This is a genomic window from Paenibacillus sp. FSL L8-0333, assembly GCF_037965665.1.
Taxonomy (GTDB): Bacteria; Bacillota; Bacilli; order Paenibacillales; family Paenibacillaceae; genus Paenibacillus_AQ; species Paenibacillus_AQ odorifer.
Window position 1 is genome coordinate 6449051 of the sequence record NZ_CP150186.1, and the last position, 25056, is coordinate 6474106.

Sequence of the window (25056 nt, forward strand, 5' to 3'; positions counted from 1 at the left end):
ACGTGATGTGTGATAGCTGATGTACTGTGGGTGCTGGATGATATGCAATTTATGGTGGGGGGTTTGCGATATGCGGTATTTGTGGCGACAGGCGGTGGAGCATTTGCAGCATTGTGGTGGCAGACGATGTACCGTGAGCGCTGGATGATATACGAAGAGCGGTGGACGATGTGCGATTTATGGTGGGGTTCGCGGCATACAGCGGGTGATCTGCGTGGGTCGTTTGGACGGCGTACATTTGTGTTTACTGCGTTCTGTGTTTGGGCGATGTGCGGAGTGGATCTTAAACTAATTAGGGAAAAATTCCCTGGAAAAAGCCAATATTTTCTCTAAATGAACGAAATTAGGGATTTCCTCCCTGATAATAAGGGGATTTCTTTAATTACCACCGAATCAGCTATATTTTAGGGAGGTTTTCCCTAATTATTAGTCTGATGACTGAAAATCCCAGAATTTCAGGGAGAAATTCCCCAATTAGTCTATCGGTGCTTCAGTTGGGCAACAATAAGACGCTTCGGTTGGTACTTCAATTACTACTTCAGTTGGTGTGTCAGCCTCTACTTCTATCGGAGTTTAACTAGATCATCACTAGGATGCTTCACATGGTACTTCTATTTGTGCTTCTACAGAGCTTCTATTAAAGCTTCATATCTACTTGAATAGCACGCAAAAGCCCGACCTATCAATTAGGCCGGGCTTTCTAATATTAAATGCTTGTAGCTGCACTGCTCTCCAATGAAGCTCTCCAGGAACGAAGCATTTGCAGATCAAGTGGCAGAAACTCCTCAAGCATATGAGAGAGGCCTAGATATAGCGGACTATCTGTTGCTGCATTTAGTTTCTGACAGAACTGCGGTGTCCATTGAAGTAGATGCTTTTCCAAAAAGGACTCCTGAATATCAAGCAGCTCCATAGCACTTCTTATTGAAAAACTATTGTAAAGCATACGCTCATGCATGACTGCCATAAATTCGAGCTCAATAGCAATATGATCATCGGCTTCACCATTACACTTATTGAATACAATTCCAGCGGAGGTGTACACATCTGCAAGCACGTTGCAGAAATCCTCCGAACGACCTAAAATCGCTGCTTCGCGCAATTTAAAAGAACTAACGGACTGTTCTTGCATAAGCCGTTTATATTCTTTGCTCTCTTTCTCGCATATCATTGGCAGCTTGTTCGGTTCCTGACTCAAATAGCGCTTCAGCTCCCGACCGCCTTCTGTCATCTCTGCCGCTACACTCATCTGGCGATGGCGGCTCCATTGAGCCACTAGAGAGAGTGATGGTTTTCTACCCAAAAAATCCACTAAAAGCTGATATATTAATCCCCGACTTTCCAACCAACGGCTAAAAGCCTCCGGAACGGTGAGCGATGGAACAGTATGTGTACTCATTTTGCAAATCCTCCTCAATGGTTTCCCGGTCACTCTCCGTCACACACATTACCGACGTGCGGTTTCCGGTATCCTATCTGTTTTCGCAAAAGTGAACGTTAAAACTAATCCGCACCTAGATTATATCGGAAATTAAAAGCGCTTTCCGTGAGCATTCTATGTCTAAAAACTTTATTTGTCGTACTTTTGTCACACTTTTCGTTGTTCAATATGCGTTATCTTCTTATCTAGTTTGTCCAGTTTTATGTAATGAAACCCTGTCGTCCAGAACTTTGCTCATTGACGTGAATCCAAGCAATCTTTAAAATTCTAAACAAGTATAAACATCTTCGCGTTCTATCCTGTTAGTGACGTTAGGCGTTTATACGAGAAAATTTAAGAGCAATTTATCAGCCAGATTTAAAGGAAGGGAGCAACGCCATGGAGCCGCTGACGGACCCTTTTGGACGTTTACACGATTACATCCGCATTTCGGTTACCGACCGCTGCAACCTGCGTTGCATCTATTGTATGCCAGCGGAAGGGATGCAATTCCAACCGCAGGACGAGATTCTAAGTTACGAGGAAATTACCGCAGTCGTTAAGTCGCTAGCCCCTCTTGGATTACGTAAAGTACGACTAACTGGCGGAGAACCTCTTGTCCGCAAAGATCTGGAAAAGCTTGTTGCGATGATATCCGCGATTCCAGGTATAGAAGATATTTCGCTGACTACAAATGGTTTAATGCTTCCAGCCAAAGCCGCGCTGTTAAAAGAGGCTGGTCTGTCACGGGTAAACATCAGCCTAGACTCTTTACGGCAGGATCGATTTTCTATGATTACTCGTGGCGGTGAAGTCGCCAAGGTATTAAAGGGGATCGAGGCCGCACAAGCCGCCGGACTTCAACCGATAAAGCTTAACGTCGTATTGATGAAAGGAATTAATGACGACGAAATCAAAGACTTCATCTCCCTTACGCTGGAGAGTCCTCTAAATGTACGCTTTATAGAATACATGCCGATTGGCAGTGCTACTGATGCTTGGCGCCAAACTTATCTGCCTCTGGAAAGGGTTGTAGAAGCTTGTACTGAGGCTGGTTGGGAAACGGAAGCAGCAGAAATGCCCTCCGGGAATGGCCCTTCCCAGAATCGGCGGGTTGTTGGAGCCCCTGGTACATTCGGCCTGATTCATCCGGTGAGCGATCACTTCTGCGATAATTGCAACCGCCTGAGACTTACCGCAGATGGGCACATCAAAGCTTGCCTGTATTGGGCAGATGAATACAATGTCCGTCCTTTAATAAGCGATCCTGCTGCTGTGCAGGCCTTATTCCGGAAAGCGCTGGGCAACAAACCTCATAACCATGAAATGGCCTTAGCTCTGGAGAAAAAAGCACAAAGCCACACGCCGACAGCTCGGCGCATGTCTCAAATTGGTGGATAAACGTCCATCCCGGTATTATAGTTCCTCTTTTAATTTCATAAATACAAAAAACGCCGCTTTCCCACTGAACAACCTGGGGAAGCGGCGTTTGGTTTAAAGCTTAGCGATGAACTATTCAATCACTATTAGAGAGACAGAGCTTCGAGCAGCTTATAAATAGTCGCTCCTGCCTCGGCTCTTGTGGCATTATTCTCAGGACGGAAGGTGTTATCCTCGAATCCACCCAGAAAACCAGCTTCAGCTGGTTTTCACATACAGCAAATTTATTTCATTCGTACTCGCAAGCTCACCTTAAAGGCGGTTCCTTCCCCCGGACGACTATGTACAGTTACCTTACCTTCATGCAGCTCAACGATTTTTTTAACCAGTGACAGACCCAGTCCACTACCGCCACCACTTGCGGTTCTAGCTTTATCTGCCTTATAGAAACGCTCGAAGATCCGAGGCAGATCTTCCTCCGAGATGCCAATCCCGCTATCTTGAATCTCCACCTCTACCTGCTCATCCACCATGCGAAGGCTAATATGGATGTAACCGTTCTGCGGAGTAAACTTGATGCTGTTATGCAGTAGATTGGTCCAGACCTGGCTCATTAAATCTTTTACAGCAGATACATTCACTTCTTCCAGTTCAGCCTCTACCTCTATATTTTTCTCCAACCACTGTGGTTCAGAAGCCAGAATCGTATCTCTAAGCTGCTTATCCAGGCGGTAAATCTGATTTTCAAACGGAAAATTGCCCGATTCAAGCGCGGACAGCTTCAATAAATTATCACTGAGCCCAGATACACGGGTACTCTCAGCCACGATAATATTAAGGTAGTGCCTCCTGCTCTTCACACTCAAAGTTTCATCCTGCAGCGCAAGAGCAAACCCCCGAATAGAGGTTAGCGGAGATTGAATTTCATGCGATACATTAGAGATAAAGTCTTGACGCATGGTCTCCATCTGACTCAGTTCGCTGGCCATTACGTTGATGCTCTCTACAATCTCACCAAAATCACCATAGTCCTTAGTATTATCGAGTACCACATTGAAATCACCCTTAGCAATACGCCCTAAACCTTCGATAATTGATTTATAAAAAACACGTTCCCAGCCCCGGAATAACTTGGAGGTTACCAATGCCATCATGAACAAAATCACAATTCCGACCATCACGCCGATTAACTGGGTCAAATACTCCGAAGAGGGGCGTCCAACCCTGCCATATATCCAGTTCATCAAGAAATAAGCTGCACTCCAGCTAATCCCAACGCCACCGAAGTAAATAAAAGTCATCCCAATCCGCTTAAGAAGCTCCTTAAACCGGTTCATGCCTCTGCCTCCAGCCGATAGCCTAATCCGCGGATGGTACGAATAACAAACCCGTATTTATCTGGAGCGAACCGTTCGCGTAAACGGTTGATATGCACATCGAGCGTCCGCTCATTCCCTTCAAAATCATAACCCCATATCTCTTCGATCAGCCTGTCTCTAGTCAATGTCTGCCCCGGATAGCTGCCCAGCTTAAACAACAGCTCAAATTCCTTAAGCGGCAAGGTGACTTCTCCATACTCTGAGGATACCTCGTAGGTTTTACGATTCATTCGCAGCCGGCCGATCCCCACACTTTGTGCAGCAGAGATTTGGTAACGTTTGAGCAGCGCCTTTACTCGCGCAATAAGCACCACTGGCTCAAAGGGTTTGACGAGATAGTCATCACTTCCCAGTTCAAAGCCCTTCACAATTTGGGAGGTCTCACCCTTAGCCGTCAGCATCAATATCGGAAAATCATAAGTTTGGCGCATCTTCCGGCACAGCTCCCAGCCATCCAAATTGGGCATCATCACATCAATAATGGCTAAGTCTATGTTATGGCTCTCCAGAATCTGAAGAGCCTCCAGTCCATCAGAAGCTCCATAGATGTCATCCATCCCCTCAGCTCTCAGAAATACTTCTACCAATTCGCGGATGTGCGGATCGTCGTCCGCTACTAGTATTTTTGTCATGTATCACTGGAGCCTCCTCTTTATTGTCTTGAATCTCAAGGTTATTCATCTGCAGCTGCTGGGTGGCAAATTCACGATACAGCTCATGGTTTTCCAGCAGTTCTTCATGTCTTCCCATCCCGGTAATCTGGCCCTTTTCCATAAAAATAATCTGCTCAGCATTTACAACAGTAGCCAAACGGTGCGCAATTACAATCGTAGTCCGGCCCTTCATCAAATTGGACAGTGCTTTCTGTACTACGGCCTCTGATTGGCTATCCAGACTGGAGGTAGCCTCATCAAGCATAAGAATCTTTGGATTCCGCAGCAGCGCTCTAGCAATAGCAATCCGTTGCCGCTGTCCACCTGAGAGCTTCACACCTCTCTCACCAACATCCGTATTATATCCTTCAGGAAGCTCATCGATAAAGCCATCTGCATAAGCCATTGCTGCTGCTGCACGCATCTCCTCCATGCTAACGTCGCGATCCAATCCATAGGTTAAATTCTCAGCAATCGTACCTGCCAATAATGGGCTTTCCTGTGAGACATACCCGATCAGTTTCCGCCATGAGCGTAAAGAGAAGGTTGACACTGGTTTATCACCTAACTTAACCATACCTTTCTGAGGCTCATAGAATCGTTCGAGCAGTGAAAATAATGTAGTCTTGCCGCCCCCGCTCGGTCCAACAATAGCCGTCACCTGACCCGGAAGCATCCGAAAGCTTACATCGGTTAGCACATTCTCACCATTTTTATATCCAAAGCTTAGATTTTCTACCGAGATAGGACCTTCTGCACCGTTCGCCTCTTCCTGGCCCTCATATACCTCCTCTTCTGCTGCCAGGGTTTCAATAATGCGCTCTGATGCCCCTTTAGCCTTCTGAATCTGTGTAAAGAACGTGGTCAATTGAGTAAGCGGCATAATAATCTGAATAAGATACAGGATAAAGGCTACCAGCTCTCCAGCTGTCAAAGCCCCGGAAGATACCTGCATTCCGCCATAACCGATAATGACCACAAGTAACATCATAAAAACAAAAGAGACAAGTGGACTGATCATAGCGCTGATTTTGCCTTCACGAATACCAAAGGAGAGCAGGTTCATAATTCCGGTTTTGCCTGCTTCGTACTCTTTTTTCTCTGCACCCGAGGATTTGACCAGACGGATTTCTGACAATACACCACTAAGTGTGGCGGTAAAAGAGGCTGTTTCGTCCTGCATACCTTTGGAGATTTTGTACATCTGCCGTCCAAGCGGCACCAGAATCAACGCAGATAGTGGAAGAACGGTGAATAGAACAAGCGTCATTTTCCAATTTAGAAATAACAGCACAGCAATGGAGCCCACAATGGAGATCACTCCGGTAAATAAGCTGGCCAGATGTTCAGAAATCAGCGTTTTGATGATCCCTGTATCATTCGTCATCCGCTTTCTCCTGTTCGATTATCATTGTAATAAGCTACTGGCAATACTAAAAATTTACGCCATAACCGGTCACGTAGACCTGCAACCATCTTCTGGCCCACGTAATTCAGCAGATAGATGGAAATTCCCCCGGCGATCGTCTGCGCGATAAAAGCACCCGCTATACCCGCAATTTGCAGCTTGCTGACGGAGGCCAAAGAAAAGCCATCCACCAGATTTTTGGTGAACATTGGGATCACCAGACTAACCAATGTCGAGATCATGCTTAGTGCAATGGCTATTGCCAATAAGCCGTATGAAGGCTTGGTCTCTTTTAATAATGTGAGGAATGGCTTCAGCGCCGTTTTCCCCTTAGCTTCGGATTTTCTCATGCAAAAACTCCCCTTTTCTTGGTGACTCTGCGAGAAGAGTGTATCATCTCTGTTTCGCTTAACCCCATCCTAGCCCTGAATTGTAAACTGAAGTTAAACCCGTTAATCCGCTTTTGTACGAACGTAGATAGGGTAATCCTCAGGCATATTCCTAGTAAGGAGGAGCGATCTCTTAACATTTCTGCCACCTGCAAACTTGTTATATGCGTTTTTTGTCACTTAGCGGATCAAATTTAAATAAACGTTAAAAAAATGTAAAAAAGTAAAAAAGGAAGTTTGTATCCCTTTTCAACACGTGTTACAGTGATAGAAGGGCCTAATATTGGTCAGTATATCCATGCAAGACATCTAGTGGGAAAGGAGTGACGCATTTGCGGAAAGGCGTTAACTATCCATCTTCTTTCACGTCTTTAAAATGGTTCAATTTTTTTGTATACGGAACCATGGTCCTCTTCTCCAGCTTCTTTCAACTATACCTGCTGGATGTAGGGATGAACAAATTAGAGATCGGTGCCGTATTCTCTATGGGTGCGCTAGTATCCATCTTTGCAAATCCATTCTGGGCGATCTGGACTGACCGATACCAGAATATCCGGCGAATCGTTTTGCTTATGTTAATCGGAACGTTAGTGTTATCCCAGCTTATGTTTCGGGCAAATACATATGAGATGATCTACATCTCCATTCTTTTGTTCTATTTCTTCCAAGGACCGTTATTTGCTCAGAGCAATACGATGATTCTCAGCTATATTGACGGAACTAACTATCGCTTCCGTTCTTTTCGGCTTTGGGGTTCATTGGGGTGGGCACTAATTGCAATTGCTGCCGGATTGGTCCTTGACTGGGCTGGTGTATCTATCTTGTCCTATCTGTTTGCAGGCTTACTATGTGCATCAATGTTATCCATTCTTGCATTACCGAAACTCAACCATACCATTGGCATGGCTCCCATGCCGTATAGAGGCTTCAGCAAGCTAATTTATAATCCCTTTTTCTTGTGTTTCATATTGTTTGGTATCCTAGTTTCCATACCGAACACCATGAACACTACATTCATGTCTTTGTATATTACGGATCTAGGCGGCTCCAAGGGAATGATTGGTCTCGCAGTATTCCTCTCCTCTATTTTGGAAGTGGGTGTATTTGTTCTCTGCGACCGATTCCTTAAACGTAAAATATCTGTTCTGCTTGGCTGGCTTGCGCTGGTTAGCGCTTTATTCGTACTACGATGGTGGTTCATGGCGGACGCGACTACAGCCCTCCAAGTAGTGCTCATTCAAATTTTACACTGCATAACATTTGGTGGTTTCTTCTATGTAGGCACTCAACTGACCATGCTTCTTATTCCAAGACCTTACCGTGCTTCAGGACAAGCACTCTACACACTGACTTGGAGCGGTATAGCCGGTATTGTTGGAGGAGTTCTCGGTGGGTGGATGTATCAGAATCTAGGTGCACAGAGCATGTATCAAGCGGGTGTCTTCTTGACACTGTTTGGAACGCTAGGCTTTACTTTCATGTGGCTCTTTGTAAACCGTGGAGGCTACCGGCCCCCTACAGAGGATGAGGAAGAACTCTCTCACATCGAAATATTATAAGCGAAAATATAAAAAACAGGCTCAAACGTACCTAAACGGGACGTTTGAGCCTGTTTTATTATAAAGAACCTGAACGAATCAAGTGTTAGCCTTGTTTTGGAGGCTGAAATGAACTCTTCAGTGAAACGATAAGATTGAATACGAGATGCCCAGGCGCCGAATATTTGCTATCTACATTAAAATAGCCATGACGGAAAAACTGGAATTTATCCTGAGCCACACTGTCCTTAAGCGCGGGTTCCACAAAACCTTGTAAGATTTCAATGGATTTAGGATTAAGCTGATCCAAGAAGCTAGGCTCCGCTTTCTCTACCGTGGAATCCAGACCTTCAACTTCTGCAGCTTCATCTACTTCTTCAGCAGAAATCAGTGGCTCGTATAAACGGAATTCTGCAGGCACAGCTTGACTAGCTTCTACCCAGTGCAGAGTACCTTTTACCTTACGGCCTGTAAATCCACTGCCACTCTTTGTTTCCGGATCATACGTACAATGCAGTTCAACAACCTCGCCATTCTCATCTTTAATGACTTCATTACATTTGATGAAATAAGCATGCTTCAGACGTACTTCATTGCCGGGGAACAAGCGGAAATATTTATTGGGCGGATTCTCCATAAAGTCGTCGCGCTCAACATAAATCTCACGAGAGAACGGAATTTGGCGTACACCCATTTCTTCATTCTCTGTATTATTCTCCGCTTCAAGCCATTCTGTTTGGCCTTCCGGATAATTGGTGATAACAACCTTAAGCGGACGAAGTATAGCCATGGTGCGAGGCACAGTTAACTTAAGGTCTTCCCGGATAAAGTGCTCCAGCATTTGCAGGTCCACTAGACCCTGACTCTTGGAGATCCCTGCTTCGAACACGAACTTACGAATCGCTTCCGGCGTATATCCTCTGCGGCGCAGGCCGGAGATCGTTGGCATCCGCGGATCGTCCCAGCCATCCACATGTTTTTCGTCTACCAGCAGCTTCAGCTTACGTTTACTAGTCATGGTTTGAGCGAGATTCAGACGGCCGAATTCATATTGATGCGGAACAGAAGGCATCTCACATTCCGCTACGACCCAATCATAAAATGGGCGTTGATCTTCAAACTCAAGCGAACAAAGGGAGTGAGTTACACCTTCAATGGCGTCCTCAAGTGGATGAGCGAACGTATACATCGGATAGATACACCATTTATCCCCTGTATTATGGTGATGCGCATGAGTAATCCGATAGATGACAGGATCACGCAGATTAATATTTGGAGAAGCCATATCGATCTTGGCACGAAGAACCTTCTCACCATCTTTGAATTCCCCTGCCCGCATACGGCGGAACAGATCCAAATTCTCTTCGATGCTGCGCTCACGATGTGGGCTGTTCTGTCCTGGCTCCGTCAGCGTTCCCCGCAATTGGCGAATTTCATCCGCGCTGAGGTCATCTACATAAGCTTTACCTTTAGTAATTAATAATCCGGCACGTTTGTACATTTCCTCAAAATAATCCGATGCAAAACGCAGCTCTTCCCATTCATAACCCAGCCACTTTACATCTTCCTGAATGGAGTTCACATATTCCGTATCTTCTTTGGCAGGATTCGTGTCGTCAAATCTTAGGTTAGTCTTGCCACCGAACTCGTCCGCCAGTGTAAAGTTAATCCAAATCGCCTTGGCATGTCCGATATGTAAGTAACCGTTCGGCTCCGGCGGAAAGCGTGTGACAACTTCTTTTACTTTACCCGTACGGAGGTCTTCGGTAATAACATTTTTAATAAAATTGGAGGGGGTAGTACGGTTCTCCACAGCTATCAACCTTTCGTTCTGTAGTGTTACACTACTTCTTGTATAAACATGTTTCCTACTAATATACCCGTTAACTGTAGATTGTTCAATAAAAGGGGGCACATGGCCTGGATCAATTTTTAGCATCTTTAGACCTTTTGACTTCTCTGCGGGCGATAGAGTAGCATGATAATCATAAGAAAAAATCCATAATCATACATAAGGCCTTGTGCCGAAAAGGAGGCAACCGCTTGTTTAATTATGTCATCGACGAAGAGCTTATCTTAAAGCCACTCATGCCTGAGCATGCTAGGCACATATTCGCGTTAGTAGAGCGCTCGCGGGAACGACTTAGGCAATGGCTTCCTTGGGTTGATGCCGTTACGGAACAGGATCACACCCTTAATTTCATTAAAAATGCTATAAAACAAGGCACTGACAATGGCGCCTTCACTGCTGGACTTTGGGTCCGCGGCGAGCTCGCTGGCGTCATTGGGTATCACCAGATTGACTGGCATAACCGTTCGGTAGGGATTGGCTATTGGCTTGGTGATGGCTATGAAGGCAAAGGTTATATGACCAGTGCCTGCCGAGTTCTAGTAGACTACGCACTGCTGGAAATGGAGCTGCAGCGGGTAGAAATTCGCTGCGCGACCGCCAACGTAACTAGCCGGGCAATTCCTGAACGGCTTGGTTTTGTGCTCGAAGGTGTGATCAGACAGGCAGAAAAGCTGCCCGATGGCTACGTGAATCACGCCGTATATGGTTTATTACGTAGTGAGTGGCAGCTGCTCGGCTAAGTTACTTAAGCAAAGCAAAGTTAAACAAACACGCAAGCAGAAATAAACCTGGCTGGCATACGCCCCCAGGTTTATTTTATTGAGCAGACCAAGATTAGATCTCTGGCATACCCAGCTGTTTTCGAAACTTGTTCCGTACTACGGCTGAGAGGGCTTCCAGCTCCACAAGCTCTGCCAGAGCAGCTTCCTCTTGCAGCCCAACCTGCATTAAATGCAGTACATGCGCCACGGAAGCATTGCTGTCTCCGTTTTCTTTTTTGACAATTGCATCGCCGGTTGAAATCATTCCTTCACGAAGTACACGCAAGTAAAATCCGCTATACCTTGTATCCAGAACTTGAGCCGGAAGATCTGCGGGTCCATGCTTTTGTGAGATTTTGAAGCAAGGATATCTTGGCTGGCTAACCTGAAGCAGAGTGGTGCCTATTTCATATACATCGCCAATACACACCTCTGTCTCCAGCAGACCCGTTGTGGTGATATTTTCTCCGAAAGCCGAGTACTCCAGTTTCTTTCCCAGCTGCTGTTCCCAATAAGAATAATGCTCAATGGGATAGGCGCACACCGCCTTGTCAGGACCTCCATGATGTTTAAGATCTGCCTGACCATCTCCAACAAATCCATTGGTATGAAGCTGAACTGATCCTTCTACAGGTGTTTTATAAATTCCGGTCTCCAAAGGTTTTCCCCGATAATCCACCATCACCGGCCGACCGACATTAAGCGAGACGATCTCCATATCCAGTTCCTCCTGTCAGCATACAGCTCATAAATATCTCATCCACATAACGGCCGCCAAGATAAAACTCCTCCCGCAGACGTCCCTCTTCCACAAAACCGCATTTCCGGTAAAAAGAAATCGCTGATTCATTACAGGATAATACACGCAGGCGAAGCTTACGAATAGCATGCGCCGCAGCATGTTCCTTAATGGCTTCCATGAGCTGCCGGCCGATGCCTAAACGTTGATAGTTCGGATGAACAGCAATATTAACCTCGCACACATGCCGGTTGCTCTCCATTCTACTAGGGCAGCCAAACCCGACATATCCGCATAGCTTGTCATCTTGCAGCGCTACGAGCTGAGAGCCCGGAGGAGCATTCAGCAAGAAATCCTCTTGTGAGCGCCACAACATAGGTCCCGGGCTAGTGTCCTCTGTCCAAATCAGATGGTCCAGATCAATCAGTTCTCGCACGTCTTTAATCTCTGAGGGTCTAATAGTTAACCTTGCCTTGTTGATTTGTTTCATAAGATGTACACCCCTTGCCTTGCACCTCTATAGAATTCACAGCAGATGTTGGAATCGACTGTGTATAGTTATCTTACGGACCGCTCTAACGAATGGCCTTTACGATTGACTAAAGAATGGATGACGAAAAATCCTACAGACAGCAGCGCCATCGCACAGGCCAGCCAGGCTGTCGGTGCCAAACCACCGCTATCATACAGTCTGCCCATGAAGTAAGGGCCAATGACTCTCCCGACTGCACCAATCCCTCCGCTTAGTCCCAAATAAAATGGTGCGCTGCGCCCCGCATGATCCGAGATAAAGGATGGCATCGCTGGAGAAATCAGCATTTCTCCCAGTGTAGCAAGCACCATTCCGAGCACTAAGCCAGGATAATTAGGCATCCACAAAAGAAACGCATAGCCACCCAAATAAAACAGGGCACTTGCAGTCATTTGCGCCGTTGAGGTAGACGCGAACCAGCGCTTAATCATTGTTACCAATGGCTGAGCTGCAAAAATCAAAATACCGTTCAGTGTCCAGAGAAAACCATAAGTTTTCTTAGGCCAGCCCTCTGAAATAATGAACGGAGATACCCCTGTATTCCAGATAGAGTTACCGAGAAGCAGGAACAAAGAACCGATCCCCATATAAAGATAAATACGAGTATGCCCCATTAGCTTCCACGTGGATTGTTTCTCTGGTTCATTCTTCTGATGCCCCATTACCTCATGCGCAGGTTCTCCACCGATTTTCTTCAGATATATAAAAAAGAAACCCGCAAATACCGCCGAAGTTACACCATTCATTACAAAGCTTAGCATATAGGAAATATCGGCCAAAAAACCACTTAATGCCGTCCCCAGTGCTACACCAATATTATTGGCGACATAAATAACATTAAACAGCTCACCACGTTGCTTCGTGAAACGAAAGCCGATAAATGCCTGAATGGCAGGTAATGATAAGGAATTAAATAATCCTACCAGTCCCATTGCTACCATAAATAACGTCCAGTTGTTACTAGCTGCCGGCAAGGTGAACAGTGCCAAAGCATTCATGGCGAGCGCTCCGACAATCAGCCGGTTAACGCCTACCTTATGATAGAGTGAGCCCCCGAGTAGTTGACCCACGATCCCACCAACCGATTGAATAAGAATCACCAGTCCAGCATCTGACATGCTGCGTCCAAGCTCATCAAATACATACATCGTAACGAGCGGCCACATCAGCGCACTACCTGTTGCATTAATTAGGCTGGCAATTAGAAATATTTTCACTTCTTTTGGATATGCCTGTAAAAACTTCATAAGTAGTGTACATCCCCTGTTATATATGTGTCATTATTCCATCCAGTATCATCCCAAAACAGGGTTATGAGCAAGCATACACATTGACGTTTTATCGTGATAAAGTACGCATGAAATCTAGAGGATAAAACGCACATATCGCATGAAATATCCCGTCTCCCTTGGGGTTCACGTCCGCAGTCCTTCCTAGCTCTAGTATCTATTCTTATTTTAAAGCCGTGGCTGTCGTCCGTAAAGCAAACTAAACAAGAAGAAACTGATTCGCTATCCGAAAGACGGGGTAATAGAGCCTAGAAACACTCCCCCTTCAAAATTCGCCGTGATCCGATTTCGTTCCCCCGAGCGCGGATATATCACGGCGGATTTTTTTGTGTCTACATAACAAAAAGCACCCCTTAAACATTAACGCCACCAATAAGGCAGACCTTGAATGTTCTATGGAGTGCTCTATAAGACGAGCTTAAGCGTGTTTTTTGACACTGCTGCCGGACATGCTATCTACGGATTGAATAGCCGTAGGTGCTTTACGCAAGTATGCCATCCAATAGGCAGCTGCGACAAATATTGCTCCACCCGTTAGATTGCCGAGCCAGACGGGAACAAAGTTAGTGAAGTATTGCCCCCATGAATAATAACCTTCAAAAATAGCTGCTGGAATTAGGAACATGTTAGCTACAACGTGCTGGAATCCGATCGCAACAAAGGCCATCGTTGGGAACCAAATACCAAGGATTTTGCCGCTGAAGTTATCTGCTCCATAGGAGAGCCATACGGCCAGCGCAACGAGCCAGTTACAGCCGATACCCGAAACAAATGCCGGAAAGAATTCTGCATCGATTTTATGACCAGCCATATCCACCAATTTTTCTAAATACACACCCTCTGAAGTTAACCCCACTACATGACCGAAGAAATAAGCTACAAATAATGCCCCAGCCAGATTACTAATCGTAATGAGCAAAAGATTCTTCACAACTTCCCAGAAAGAAATCTTCTTAGCCATAAAAGCGAGCGGCACGGCCATCATATTCCCTGTCAGCAGTTCTCCACCTGCAAGGAGTACCATGATCAGCCCAACGGGGAAGACTGCGGCTCCGATAAAGTTAGCAATGGAACCCCATTCCTGTGGTGCGCCAGCAATGACGCGAATATCCAATAAAAACCCGAGCGCAATAAACGCTCCTCCCAAAAAGCCCAGAATAAGTACGGTACTTAGCGGATTATGAGCTTTTTTTATGCCGTTCTCTACAGTTACTTCGGCAATTTGCTGCGGTTTGCTATAAGCCATGGTTCCTATCTCCTTCATCTATTTACTTCAAATTTGTTCCTTTATGACCATTGTAGCGTGTCGTAAAACACATTAACGTGATAATTATCACTTTGAGAAAACTAAGTGAAAGTTTTCACTGACATGTCAAATTTACTGCGACCTGTGCACAAATAGAAGTTTATGTATGACCGACTAAGCCAGCATATCTTGTTTCGTTGGATTACATTTGAGCGTACGCAGCAGCTATCGGACACAGTTGTCCTTATATGCAGCTATATCTCACTGTAGCTATACCTCGCTATCGGACATCGGACTCAGATGACCCTATTCGTAGCATTTGAGCACATTTGGCTCGCTATCGGACCCCATAGTCGCTATTGGCACGAAAAACACACTAAATGAACCTCATTCTATGCAATAGCTGCATTGGAGTCCGAAATCACACTCAAAAGGCGATTATTTGCTAATTAGCGGCTTCTGAGTCCGAAAGCTTCTGCGGTGGGCGTTGACTCAGCACGATCGGACTCAATCGACCTTATACGTAGCTTTCAAGCACATTTGGCTCGCTATCGGACCCCATAGTCGCTATTGCCACCAAAAACACACTAGTTGTACCTCATTTTATGTAATAGCTGCATTGGAGTCCGAAATCACACTCAAAAGGCGATTAATTGCTAAATAGCGGCTTCTGAGTCCGAAAGCTTCTGCGGTGGGCGTTGACTCAGCACGATCGGACTCAGATGACCTTATACGTAACTTTTGAGCACATTTGGCTTGCTATCGGACATCGGACTCAAATGACCTTAACTGTAACTTTCGAGCACATTTGGCTCGCTACCATCGCCGAAGCCATTGGATTGTACCTACCTATGCAGCTAATCATTCTGCACCTAACAAAAAAAGCAGCAACCCTCCCGTTACAGGAGGATCGCTGCTTCTCTAGCTTTATAAGGTTGTCTTTTTCCTCAATAAATCACTCAGGAACAACGTTCCTTTTTAAACCGTTACAGCCTCTTTGCTTGGTACTGTTGTCGGCAGTGCTTGAAGACCCACTGTATTCAGGAAGTTCCAAGGTTTGTTGTAATGCGGTTGGAAGAAGAAATCGATAAAGGCTAGTTGGTCGATTGTCATATGATTTTGAATGCATACAGACACTGTGTTGATCGATTGCGTCAGATCCATCTTGGACATAATTTGTGCCCCGAGAATACGGCGTGTGGCGCGATCAAACACTACTTTTAACTGAACCTGCTCAAAGGTTGGCATAAATTCTGGACGGTAATTATCAATAATCATGGCGGTTTCCACGTCCATTCCTTCAGCCTTAGCTCCTTCTTCAGTAAGCCCTGTTGCAGCGATATTATCTTCATAAATCTTAATGCCCGAAGTCCCTTGTGTACCCATATAAGGAATGGTCTCTGTTACCAAGTTGCGTGCAACTAAGGTTCCCATCCGCACAGCATTGGTTGCCAGTGGGATATAGGCGTGTTTGCCTGTAGGGTTGTAGTGAATCGCACAGCTGTCGCCCGCGGCATATACATCTGGGCAGCTAGTCTGCATATAGTTATTGACCACAATGGCACCATTAGGCAGCATATCGACTTGACCTTTTAAGAGTTCAGTATTAGGACGGAAACCAATGCAGAGAATGACCAGATCTGTCTCATGCTCACCTTTGCTTGTAATAACCTTTGTTACCTTACCGTCTTTGCCCGCAAAAGAGCTGACCTTCTCATTCAGTGCCAATTTAATCCCATGATCCTGAAAAGATTGTTCGATCGGTGCAGTAAATTCTTGATCCAGATATTTACTCAGAATGCGATCTTCACCATCAATTAGCGTAACTTGCTTCCCATTCATTTGAAAAGCTTCCACCAGTTCAACGCCGATATATCCAGCGCCGACGACGGTGATTTTATTCGCTTGTTTAGCTTTTTCTATAATAGTGTTGGAATGATCATAGTTCTTGGAAAGTAAAATCCCCTCGAGTTCAAATCCTTCAAGCTTCGGCACAATCGGCCATGAACCTGTAGTCATAATCAGCTTATCGTAGGTGTCAGCGAACTCGTGGCCTGTCTCCAGATTGCGTACACGCAATGTTTTGGACTTCGTATCCACTGCAGTTACTTCATGACGCATATTGGTCTTTACGCCAAGCTCTGCAAGCTTTTCTGGTGAAGAATAGAATAGCCCCTCTGGGTCTTTAACCACTCCACCTACATACAAGGCAATTCCACAGGATAAGAAGGAAATATTATCATTACGCTCATATACAGTAATCTCGGCATCTGGGTAAAGCTGAGCAGTATTCACAATTGCGGCGGTTCCGGCATGGGTACATCCAATGACAGCTACTTTCATTATTTCTTCCTCCTTCAAATGGACAATCGGGTTATATATTTGACTTGCATGACCGATCAATGATGGAATCTGATCAACAATGGGTTAGTTGTGATTTATTTCACTTTATAAATTGATTATATTGTGATATTTATCACATTACAAGTCTTTTCCGCCTATATCCTCAAATTGTTCACAATTTTAAGTTTTTTCCGCCACTGCTGCCGAATGCGACGACCTCATTAGCTTTGCCACGTGAGAGGTACATTATGATCTGCATTTGCAGGAATCCAAAGGAAGCATAAAAAAGGCTTCCCCTCTAATACAACAAGGAGAAGCCCTTTATTAAACACTTTTACACCAGACCGTGAATCTCTCCGTCCTCGTCCATCCATAGTCCCTCAGCAGCTGGCTTAGCTGGCAGACCTGGCATCGTAACGATATTGCCTGTAATAACTACCGCAAAGCCTGCACCAAGCGAAAGAGTAATATCTCGGACACCAATCGTAAAACCTTCCGGTGCTCCGAGGAGTCTAGGCTGGTCGGAGAAGGAATAAGGCGTCTTCGCCAAACATACTTGAAGATCATTTAGCCCAAGCCGCTCAATAACCGCCAGACTACGCTTAGCCGCCGGAGAAAAGTTCACTTCTGCCCCGCGGTAAATCTCACGGACAATTTTGTTGATTTTGGATGAAATGTCGAGATCTTTCTCATACAAAGGAGCAAAGTGGCTCGTGCCACTATTATTCAAGAGCTTGTTCAGCTCAGAAGCCAGCTCCTGTCCACCTGCACTACCTTCCGCCCATACTTTTGAGATTGCAGCCGGCACGTTTAAATTGCGGCAGGCCTCCAGTACATCGTTAATCTCGCCCTCACTGTCCCCTTCAAAATGATTAATGGCAACTAAAACAGGGACTCCAAATTTACCGAGATTCTCTACATGGCGTTCTAAATTCACCAATCCCGCGCGCAGCGCCGTCCGATTCTCGGTTAGAAGCTCACCTTTAGGCACACCACCGTTATATTTCAAGGACTTAACAGTTACGACAAGAACAGCAGCAGAAGGGGTTAACCCGGCCTGTTGGCATTTGATATCCATGAATTTCTCTGCACCAAGATCCGCTCCGAAGCCTGCTTCGGTGACCACAACATCCCCTAGCTTAAGGGCATAACGAGTGCCAATAACACTGCTGCAGCCATGAGCGATATTCGCAAACGGACCCCCGTGCACAATAACAGGCGTACCTTCCAGAGTCTGTACCAAGTTTGGCTTAACTGCTTCCTTAAGCAGCGCTGTCATCGCTTCAACGGCCCCGATTCGCTCGGCTGTCACCGGTTGTCCCTCTTGGTCATAACCAATTAGAATACGGTTCAAACGCTTCTTGAGATCAATGAGGCTATCGCATAGGCATAACACAGCCATAATCTCAGAAGCCGTTGTAATCTGAAAGCCACTTTCCCGTACGGCTCCGTTTCCGTCTCCGAGCCCAGTCACAATACTGCGCAGGCTGCGGTCATTCATATCCATGACACGTTTCCAAACGATACGCTGCGGATCCAGTCCCAGCTCATTGCCTTGGAAGATATGATTATCAATCATTGCGGACAATAAATTATGTGCAGAAGTTACCGCATGAATGTCACCGGTAAAGTGCAAATTAATCTCATCAGCCGGAACAATCTGCGACTTCCCGCCGCCTGTTGCGCCGCCCTTCATCCCTAAGCAAGGCCCGAGCGACGGCTCACGTAAAGCAGCCACAGTCTTCACACCTGCTGCATTCATTGCCTGCGCCAACCCGATGGTTGTTAAGGTCTTACCCTCGCCAGCAGGGGTGGGATTCACCGCAGTGACCAGAACCAGCTTGCCATCTGGCTTGTTTTTCATTTCCTCCCATAAGGATGGCGAGAGTTTGCTTTTATATTTGCCGTATAGTTCCAGATGCTGCTCGTCGATCCCTGCTTGTGCTGCTACCTCTGTAATTAACTTCATGCTTGTATAAAACCCTCCTGCCGTTATTATCCTGCTGTACTCCACTTTTTTATGCATGTTCGCACAGTTGCTATATTCTCTTCAAAGGATACATGGTCTTTTTAAAGCGTCAAGTATAATTTATCACAATAAAAATTCAAGGCAATCTCCATTAATCCTTTTAAAAAAAGAAAATCCCCGCGAGCATCGGTCGAAACCGAGTCGAAGGGATACTTGGAAGATCACTCTGCAACTAACCCCATAAAGGGTCTACAGGAGTGACTCAATATGTTGTTTCATCGTTTCCGGCGATTCTTTGGGCTCCACACGAGCCACTACATTGCCGCTGCGATCAATAAGAAATTTCGTGAAATTCCAGCTAATGTCGCTGCTGTCTCCAGCACCAGGCTGCTGCTCCTTCAAATAATTGAAAAGCGGGCTGGCATCCGGTCCATTAACATCAACTTTGGCGAAGACCGGAAAGGTAACTCCATAATTAATCTGACAGAATTCCTCAGCCTCTTCACTCGTACCTGGCTCCTGACCCGCAAACTGGTTGCAGGGGAATCCTAATACTACAAGTCCTTGATCGCTATACTGTTCGTATAGCTTCTGAAGGTCTCCATACTGTGGTGTAAGTCCGCACTTACTAGCCGTATTAGCAATCAGCAGCACCTTACCTTCATACTCCGCAAACGGCACTTCTTTACCCGAAGGTGTAACGCCGGCAAAATTGTAGATCGACATCTTTATTCCCCTTCCTTCCTTGTACTTGGACTACACTACGTATCTTACCCGAACTGTAAGGGAATGCAACTTCTGAACTCTTTGTATTGCCATAGAAAAAGCAGCCCTACCCATTTCATAGGACTGCTCTCTGCGTCTGTGTTATTTCGATACCGGAATTGCGTCATAATATTCTTCCAACGTAATATCCTTCTCATTGATATAAGTTGCAATGTCCTTGCCTACATAACGGATATGCCAAGGCTCGTACTTATATCCGGTAATGTCTTGCTTACCTTCAGGATATCTGATGATAAAACCATATTCCCCTACATGCTTGGCCAACCACTCGGCTTCCTTCGTCCCACCAAAACAGCTCTCGGCGGCACACTTGCCATCACTTCCCGAGACATCAATAGCCAGCCCGGTCTGATGCTCGCTGTAGCCGGGGACTGCACTGTAAGTACGGGCTTTTTCTTCCCCATCTCTCTCCACATAACGGTTATACAAAGTCGTCTGGGTTGCCTGTGACCGGTATGCAGAAACGCCTGCTAAATAAATTCCGTCTTCCTCTGCACCTGCGAACATCTTCTCCAAGGCTTTGGCAGCTTCACTTCGCATCATACGCTTTTCGATTTTCTCTTTGAATGTAAAACGGACATCAGGATAGACAAGATCCGTTGGTTTATAATTATCAGGCAAGCCGTACTGCTTATTTACCATCACTGTAATACTATCAGGCTCTGCAGAAATAGGATCTGGAACACTACCCGCATTATCACCGCCTGATTCAGGCGGATTAGAGGGTTCAGATGGATTAGATGAATCTGGAGTATCAGATGGATCAGCTACTGCCGGGTCTGTAATCCCCCCTCCATCACTTTCCCCCGTATTCCCAGGCTCACCTTGAAGATTATCCCCCACATTTATATTAGAACCGTTACTCTCCGAAGCAGAAGGAGACGTGTACTTTCCTATTCCCCAACCGACAGCAATAACGACAATTAACAAGATTATAATTTTAAATTTTTTTGACATCTGTAAGTTCTTCCTCCTCGAAGCCGAACATTCTATTTATCTATTAGACAGGCTTTCCTTCATAAATGTTTCACTAAGAACCTAATTTAAAAATAAAAATCAATATGTTCCACGCTATAAAATAAAGGTTACCATAGGTCATTAGCTTCAGCGCTAACTACCCTATGGTAACAAGTTTCATCTATAAAACTCTACTAACTTTATCTGGAAGTGCCGCGACCGCCGCTTTTAAAGCCACCGGATCCATTGCTACGGCCACCGCGTGAAGATCCACCACCGCTGTTGCGGCCGCCTTTGCCAGCAGCGCCACCCTTGGCACCGCCGTATCCACCTTTGCTGCCTTTACCACCTTTGCCGCCTCTAGACGGGCCTGAACCATAGCCGCTGCCTAAGCCGCCACGTGGAGTGCCTCCAGTGTAGGCACCGCCGTCCGCACCTCTAGCTACGTTCTCACTGTAGCCAGTGCTTGGTCCGCCCTTCCGGTTCGCACCGCGCGAACCGGTGCTAGGCGTTGCCGCGTTGCCGCTGGCAGACGCTTCGCCTCTGGAGGCGAAGGCGCCATAGCCGCCGCCTACTCGCACTACACCGGCAGCCTTGCCGCCGCCCTTAGGAGCAGCAGCGTCATAACCGCTGCCGCCCCGCTTGCCAGCCGCCGCATCGGAACGACCGCGGCGTCCTTCTGCAGGCGCGCCCCAGCCGCCTGCTTCTTTACCGCGGCCACGGCCACCTTGCCGCGCTCCGCCTTCGCCGCGCGGAGCTCCGCCGCGGCCAGAGCCGCCGGTCTTCGGCCCGCGGCCCGTGCGCGCTGCCTCAGCGCCGCCGCTTTGGCGACCGCCGTGGCGTCCGCCGCCTTGCACAGGGATGAATTCGCCAACGCCGAATTCATCCTTCTCGTAACGGCGGCGATCCAGCCGCTGCGAGATGCCATGCTCGATCAAATCCAGACCCTCTTGATCACGTGGAGATACGAAAGTAATTGCAAGCCCTTTGCCTCCAGCACGGCCAGTCCGTCCGATCCGGTGAATATAGCTATCCACATCAAGCGGCATATCATAGTTAAAGATGTGAGTAATACCTTCAACATCCAGACCCCGAGCTGCTACGTCTGTCGCTACTAGCAGCTGCAGCTTCGCATCACGGAATCTTTTCATCACACCTTCACGTTTACCTTGGGACAAATCACCGTGCAGCTCGTCACACTCATAACCGGCTGCTTGCAGCGCTTCGTTCAGATTGGATACCCGCCGTTTCGTCCGGCAGAAAATAATAGCCAAGTAAGGACGATCCCGTTCAATGAGGGATTTGAGCGCTTCTTCTTTATTACGGTCCGAGCATTCCACTACTTGCTGTTTGATATTATCCAGCGGAATTGGAGAACCACTCTTAATGATGATATCCAGTGGCTCTTTCATGTAATTAGCAGCGAGACGTTTAATCGGATCAGGCATTGTCGCGGAGAACAACATAGTCTGACGACGATAAGGCACAGCCGTAATGATTGTCTCAACATCCTCCAAGAAGCCCATGTGCAGCATTTGATCGGCTTCGTCCAGAACGAGCATTTTTACGCCGCTAAGATCCAGCGTCTCCCGGCGCATATGATCCAAAAGTCTGCCCGGTGTACCGATGATAAGATGTCTGCCGCCTTCCAGCTTGCGCAGTTGCTTCTCTACATCCTGACCACCGTAAACCGCCAATATTTTGATATCCGTATGACGCGCCAGCTTGCGTGCCTCTTCTGTAATCTGCAAAGCCAGCTCACGTGTAGGAGCCATAATCAGCGCCTGAGGATAAGCCCGCTCCGTATGAATCTTGTCCATAATTGGCAGCAAAAAGGCCAAAGTCTTCCCTGTACCTGTCTTCGCTCTAGCTATTACGTCCAAACCCTGCACCAATGGCGGAATGGCTTCCTGCTGCACTGGCGTAGGCTTAACAATGCCTTGACCTTGAAGCAATGTACACAGTAATTCTGAAACTCCTAAATCTTTAAATCCCGGCAAATTCTCCACCTCACTATTTTCTCGGTTTAATTTGATTACATCTCTTTCTTAACTTCCGTCTTCAAAAGCCCTGTATGAGGCAGCCTGCATAGGCTGTCCTGTTCTGGGGCATATGCTTCAGATTCAGCTATATTCAAACAAAAGCGGAAGAACACCGTCACCGGCATCCTTCCGTCCCATGTATCCCTTGACCCGTTAAAAGAGTGCGGTCAAAGTTCGGTTTCTGGGCAGCAGCGATCCACCGGACGTTAAGACGGCACTCCATTTGCGTTCCATTCCACTTTATACAATAGAAGTAAAGTTAAGCTTAGAAAGTTATCTTTTATATTGTACTTGATAGAAAGGCATTTGTGTGAAACTGCTGAAGAATAATTATTCAAATCCCTTAAGCTAGAACCTTCCCGATTTAAAAATCGCATAGATCAGCCATAAGAACATCAGAAGTGCCACCACGCTGCCAATCTCCACTGTAGGGAAATTCCATAACACTGAAGGCTGTCCACGCATCGCAGTACCAATAATGAGTCCTGTCATGATGATGCTAAACGCGAGCATCACAATACTGAATGCTAAACGGTTACCTACCCGGTCCAGCTTACGCTCCAGATTCTGCATCTCGGGTGCCACAATCTCCACCTTAATCTTTCCCTTACTGATCAGCGCGGATAACTGCTTAGCCTGCCCAGGAAGCTCCAGCAGACTCTCTGTTAAATCCGCTACGCCTCCCAGAAACTTGCGCTGCAAACGACTGCCGCTAAAGCGCTGCTTTACTAGTTCCCGCCCAAAGGGTTCCGCCATTTCCAAAATACTGATGGTTGGATCTAAGTTGCTGATGACTCCCTCCAGCGTGAGCATTGTCTTCCCTAACATCGTCAAATCTGGCGGCAGCACTAGACGATGTTTTCGCGCTATGCCAAACAGATCATTCAGGGCTTTGCCTATACTCATTTTGCTAAATGGAACATCATAATATTCATCCCGCAGCCGATCCATATCATCATGCAGCGCACTTCGATCAGCATCCTCAGGAATGACTCCAAGACGCAAAATTGCCCGGACCATTGCATCCGTATTTTTGCGCATTAGAGCGATAATAAGCGCAGACAGCTGCTCCTTCATCTCCTCATTCAACCGACCCATCATGCCAAAATCAATCAAGGCCAGCTTTCCATCACCCATCCGTATAACATTGCCCGGATGAGGATCAGCATGGAAAAAACCATGAATGAAGATTTGTCTAAGCATCATCTCCACAAGTTGCTGTGCAATGGCTTTAAGCTTAACGCCTTTACTCAGCAACTCATCGCGACGACTCAGCGTTGTCCCTACCACATATTCCATCGTCAGCACTCGTGCTGACGTATAGTCCCAATAGATATCCGGGATGTACACTCCCTCATAATCCATCTGCTGATCGATTTTCTCTGCATTACGCCCCTCTTGGCTATAATCCAGCTCGCCAAGCAGCGATTTAGAGAACTCCTCTACCATACGGCACAGCTGATATTGCCTCGCCCAGCTGAGCCGCTTTTCAGCAAGCGTGCTTAAATCTTTGAGAATTTCCAAATCCCTGCTCATCGTTCGCAGAATACCAGGACGTTGAACTTTAACAGCTACGACTTGTCCACTGTGTAGTACAGCCCTATGCACCTGACCAATGGATGCCGCAGCAAGTGGCGTATCCTCAAAAGAGTTAAAGATTTCATCCATATGCTGATCCAGTTCCTGCTCAATGATCGCGCGCACGCGGTCGACAGGAAAAGGAGGCACATTATCCTGTAGTTTTACCAATTCCTGAATAATAGAATCAGGCAGCAGATCTGAACGGGTACTGGCGAGTTGTCCCAGCTTAATAAAGGTTGGACCCAAATCCTCCAGCACCAGCCGAATCCTCTCCCCGAGCGTAAGGCTTGTGTGTGCTTCCTGCGTTACAAGACGACGTGGAAGGGATAGTAAGTGATAGAGCCCCAGCTCTTCCACCATATAGCCAAAACCATGGCGCATAAGCGCCATGGCGATTGCCCGGTAACGTCCGGCATGTCTAATGCGTACTGCCATTTAGTCCGAACGCGTTTCCGCCGATGTTCCCTCTAGATGGGAAATTCCCTCTAGCTGGGCCAACCGGCGCTCCAATACTGCAATTCGCCCTTCCAGCTCGGCAATATCGTTTTGTACAGGCACATTCATTTCCTTCAGCACGCGTTGTACTTGCTCTTGTACAGCAGACTTGAACATGCCTCGTTCTTCCTCACCACGTTCAATCAACCGATCGACGAGAGCCCTAGATTCCGAAGGAGCAAGCTCCCCGCGTTTCACTAGTTCTTCAACAACCTTCTCTACTTTTTCCTTACTGACAATGGTGAGGCCCACTCCTAAAGAGATCGCTTTTTTAAACAAATCACTCATGGCACTTTC

19 protein-coding genes and 1 pseudogene are annotated in these 25056 nt (G+C 46.6%); 4 read left to right on the forward strand and 16 right to left on the reverse strand.

The annotated features are described in order from the left end of the window. Positions 1-42: 42 nt before the first annotated feature. Positions 43-333 (forward strand): hypothetical protein, encoded by a 291-nt coding sequence (locus NYE72_RS28795; RefSeq protein WP_339210958.1) that lies wholly within the window; start codon positions 43-45, stop codon positions 331-333. Between the two features lie 373 nt (positions 334-706). Here NYE72_RS28795 and NYE72_RS28800 read toward each other — a convergent pair whose 3' ends face one another. Then, positions 707-1399 (reverse strand): molecular chaperone TorD family protein, encoded by a 693-nt coding sequence (locus NYE72_RS28800; RefSeq protein WP_036681926.1) that lies wholly within the window; start codon positions 1397-1399, stop codon positions 707-709. Positions 1400-1819: 420 nt separating this feature from the next. On the opposite strand from NYE72_RS28800, the gene moaA reads away from it, so the two are divergent. Then, positions 1820-2821, forward strand: a complete 1002-nt coding sequence (gene moaA, locus NYE72_RS28805) for a GTP 3',8-cyclase MoaA (protein ID WP_036681928.1) — start codon at positions 1820-1822, stop codon at positions 2819-2821. 263 nt (positions 2822-3084) lie between these two features. On the opposite strand, the gene NYE72_RS28810 is transcribed toward moaA, so the two are convergent. The 3 genes and pseudogenes from NYE72_RS28810 to NYE72_RS28820 form a co-directional block, all read right to left on the reverse strand. Further along, complete coding sequence (locus tag NYE72_RS28810) at positions 3085-4137, reverse strand: HAMP domain-containing sensor histidine kinase (RefSeq protein WP_038573657.1); 1053 nt, start codon at positions 4135-4137, stop codon at positions 3085-3087. Beyond that, positions 4134-4811, reverse strand: a complete 678-nt coding sequence (locus NYE72_RS28815; protein ID WP_036681932.1) for a response regulator transcription factor — start codon at positions 4809-4811, stop codon at positions 4134-4136. Before NYE72_RS28815 ends, NYE72_RS28810 begins: the two co-directional genes overlap by 4 nt. Beyond that, positions 4741-6590, reverse strand: a pseudogene (locus NYE72_RS28820) (ABC transporter ATP-binding protein). The gene NYE72_RS28815 and the pseudogene NYE72_RS28820 overlap by 71 nt, the downstream one beginning before the upstream one ends. 362 nt (positions 6591-6952) lie before the next feature. Here NYE72_RS28820 and NYE72_RS28825 point away from each other — a divergent pair. Further along, positions 6953-8188 (forward strand): MFS transporter, encoded by a 1236-nt coding sequence (locus NYE72_RS28825; protein WP_305953522.1) that lies wholly within the window; start codon positions 6953-6955, stop codon positions 8186-8188. 85 nt (positions 8189-8273) lie between these two features. On the opposite strand, the gene NYE72_RS28830 is transcribed toward NYE72_RS28825, so the two are convergent. Beyond that, positions 8274-9980, reverse strand: coding sequence for a glutamine--tRNA ligase/YqeY domain fusion protein (locus NYE72_RS28830; RefSeq protein ID WP_339212126.1), 1707 nt, complete (start codon positions 9978-9980; stop codon positions 8274-8276). A gap of 230 nt (positions 9981-10210) precedes the next feature. Here NYE72_RS28830 and NYE72_RS28835 point away from each other — a divergent pair, with 230 nt between their 5' ends. Beyond that, a complete protein-coding gene (locus NYE72_RS28835) occupies positions 10211-10759 on the forward strand; it encodes a GNAT family protein (RefSeq protein WP_036681941.1) in 549 nt (182 codons plus the stop codon). Between the two features lie 94 nt (positions 10760-10853). Here the strand turns inward: NYE72_RS28835 and NYE72_RS28840 are convergent, their stop codons facing one another. The 11 genes from NYE72_RS28840 to NYE72_RS28890 all read right to left on the reverse strand — a co-directional run bounded on the left by NYE72_RS28840 (position 10854) and on the right by NYE72_RS28890 (position 25047). Continuing rightward, complete coding sequence (locus NYE72_RS28840; RefSeq protein ID WP_339210961.1) at positions 10854-11498, reverse strand: MOSC domain-containing protein; 645 nt, start codon at positions 11496-11498, stop codon at positions 10854-10856. Then, a complete protein-coding gene (locus NYE72_RS28845) occupies positions 11479-12009 on the reverse strand; it encodes a GNAT family N-acetyltransferase (protein WP_339210964.1) in 531 nt (176 codons plus the stop codon). Before NYE72_RS28845 ends, NYE72_RS28840 begins: the two co-directional genes overlap by 20 nt. A 68-nt stretch (positions 12010-12077) precedes the next feature. Beyond that, complete coding sequence (locus tag NYE72_RS28850) at positions 12078-13298, reverse strand: MFS transporter (RefSeq protein WP_036681946.1); 1221 nt, start codon at positions 13296-13298, stop codon at positions 12078-12080. A gap of 460 nt (positions 13299-13758) precedes the next feature. Beyond that, positions 13759-14586 carry a formate/nitrite transporter family protein gene (locus tag NYE72_RS28855; protein ID WP_036681949.1) on the reverse strand — a complete coding sequence of 276 codons (828 nt, stop codon included), beginning with the start codon at positions 14584-14586 and terminating at the stop codon, positions 13759-13761. A 978-nt stretch (positions 14587-15564) separates the two neighbouring features. Continuing rightward, positions 15565-16929: an FAD-dependent oxidoreductase gene (locus tag NYE72_RS28860; protein WP_038573671.1), complete on the reverse strand. Its 1365-nt coding sequence runs from the start codon at positions 16927-16929 to the stop codon at positions 15565-15567. A gap of 334 nt (positions 16930-17263) precedes the next feature. Beyond that, on the reverse strand, positions 17264-18898 hold the full coding sequence (locus NYE72_RS28865; RefSeq protein WP_076140696.1) for a formate--tetrahydrofolate ligase: 1635 nt from the start codon (positions 18896-18898) through the stop codon (positions 17264-17266). Between the two features lie 249 nt (positions 18899-19147). Next, a complete protein-coding gene (locus NYE72_RS28870) occupies positions 19148-19624 on the reverse strand; it encodes a glutathione peroxidase (RefSeq protein ID WP_036681956.1) in 477 nt (158 codons plus the stop codon). A 141-nt stretch (positions 19625-19765) separates the two neighbouring features. Beyond that, positions 19766-20641, reverse strand: coding sequence for a M15 family metallopeptidase (locus NYE72_RS28875; protein WP_076105035.1), 876 nt, complete (start codon positions 20639-20641; stop codon positions 19766-19768). A gap of 200 nt (positions 20642-20841) precedes the next feature. After that, positions 20842-22641: a DEAD/DEAH box helicase gene (locus tag NYE72_RS28880; protein ID WP_076099691.1), complete on the reverse strand. Its 1800-nt coding sequence runs from the start codon at positions 22639-22641 to the stop codon at positions 20842-20844. 390 nt (positions 22642-23031) lie between these two features. Continuing rightward, entirely contained in the window at positions 23032-24699 is a 1668-nt protein-coding gene (locus NYE72_RS28885; protein WP_036681960.1) for an AarF/UbiB family protein, read from the reverse strand. Beyond that, positions 24700-25047, reverse strand: coding sequence for a polyhydroxyalkanoate synthesis regulator (locus NYE72_RS28890; RefSeq protein WP_339210967.1), 348 nt, complete (start codon positions 25045-25047; stop codon positions 24700-24702). Between the last annotated feature and the right edge of the window lie 9 nt (positions 25048-25056).

Excerpts from the sequence above, each read along its gene's own strand:
- NYE72_RS28815 (WP_036681932.1), bottom strand. The coding sequence starts at position 4,811 with ATGACAAAAATACTAGTAGCGGACGACGATCCGCACATCCGCGAATTG.
- NYE72_RS28840 (WP_339210961.1), bottom strand. The coding sequence starts at position 11,498 with ATGGAGATCGTCTCGCTTAATGTCGGTCGGCCGGTGATGGTGGATTAT.
- NYE72_RS28865 (WP_076140696.1), bottom strand. The coding sequence starts at position 18,898 with ATGAAGTTAATTACAGAGGTAGCAGCACAAGCAGGGATCGACGAGCAG.
- NYE72_RS28855 (WP_036681949.1), bottom strand. The coding sequence starts at position 14,586 with ATGGCTTATAGCAAACCGCAGCAAATTGCCGAAGTAACTGTAGAGAAC.
- NYE72_RS28890 (WP_339210967.1), bottom strand. The coding sequence starts at position 25,047 with ATGAGTGATTTGTTTAAAAAAGCGATCTCTTTAGGAGTGGGCCTCACC.
- NYE72_RS28845 (WP_339210964.1), bottom strand. The coding sequence starts at position 12,009 with ATGAAACAAATCAACAAGGCAAGGTTAACTATTAGACCCTCAGAGATT.
- NYE72_RS28875 (WP_076105035.1), bottom strand. The coding sequence starts at position 20,641 with ATGTCAAAAAAATTTAAAATTATAATCTTGTTAATTGTCGTTATTGCT.
- NYE72_RS28885 (WP_036681960.1), bottom strand. The coding sequence starts at position 24,699 with ATGGCAGTACGCATTAGACATGCCGGACGTTACCGGGCAATCGCCATG.
- NYE72_RS28800 (WP_036681926.1), bottom strand. The coding sequence starts at position 1,399 with ATGAGTACACATACTGTTCCATCGCTCACCGTTCCGGAGGCTTTTAGC.
- NYE72_RS28850 (WP_036681946.1), bottom strand. The coding sequence starts at position 13,298 with ATGAAGTTTTTACAGGCATATCCAAAAGAAGTGAAAATATTTCTAATT.
- NYE72_RS28810 (WP_038573657.1), bottom strand. The coding sequence starts at position 4,137 with ATGAACCGGTTTAAGGAGCTTCTTAAGCGGATTGGGATGACTTTTATT.
- NYE72_RS28870 (WP_036681956.1), bottom strand. The coding sequence starts at position 19,624 with ATGTCGATCTACAATTTTGCCGGCGTTACACCTTCGGGTAAAGAAGTG.
- NYE72_RS28860 (WP_038573671.1), bottom strand. The coding sequence starts at position 16,929 with ATGAAAGTAGCTGTCATTGGATGTACCCATGCCGGAACCGCCGCAATT.
- moaA (WP_036681928.1), top strand. The coding sequence starts at position 1,820 with ATGGAGCCGCTGACGGACCCTTTTGGACGTTTACACGATTACATCCGC.
- NYE72_RS28795 (WP_339210958.1), top strand. The coding sequence starts at position 43 with ATGCAATTTATGGTGGGGGGTTTGCGATATGCGGTATTTGTGGCGACA.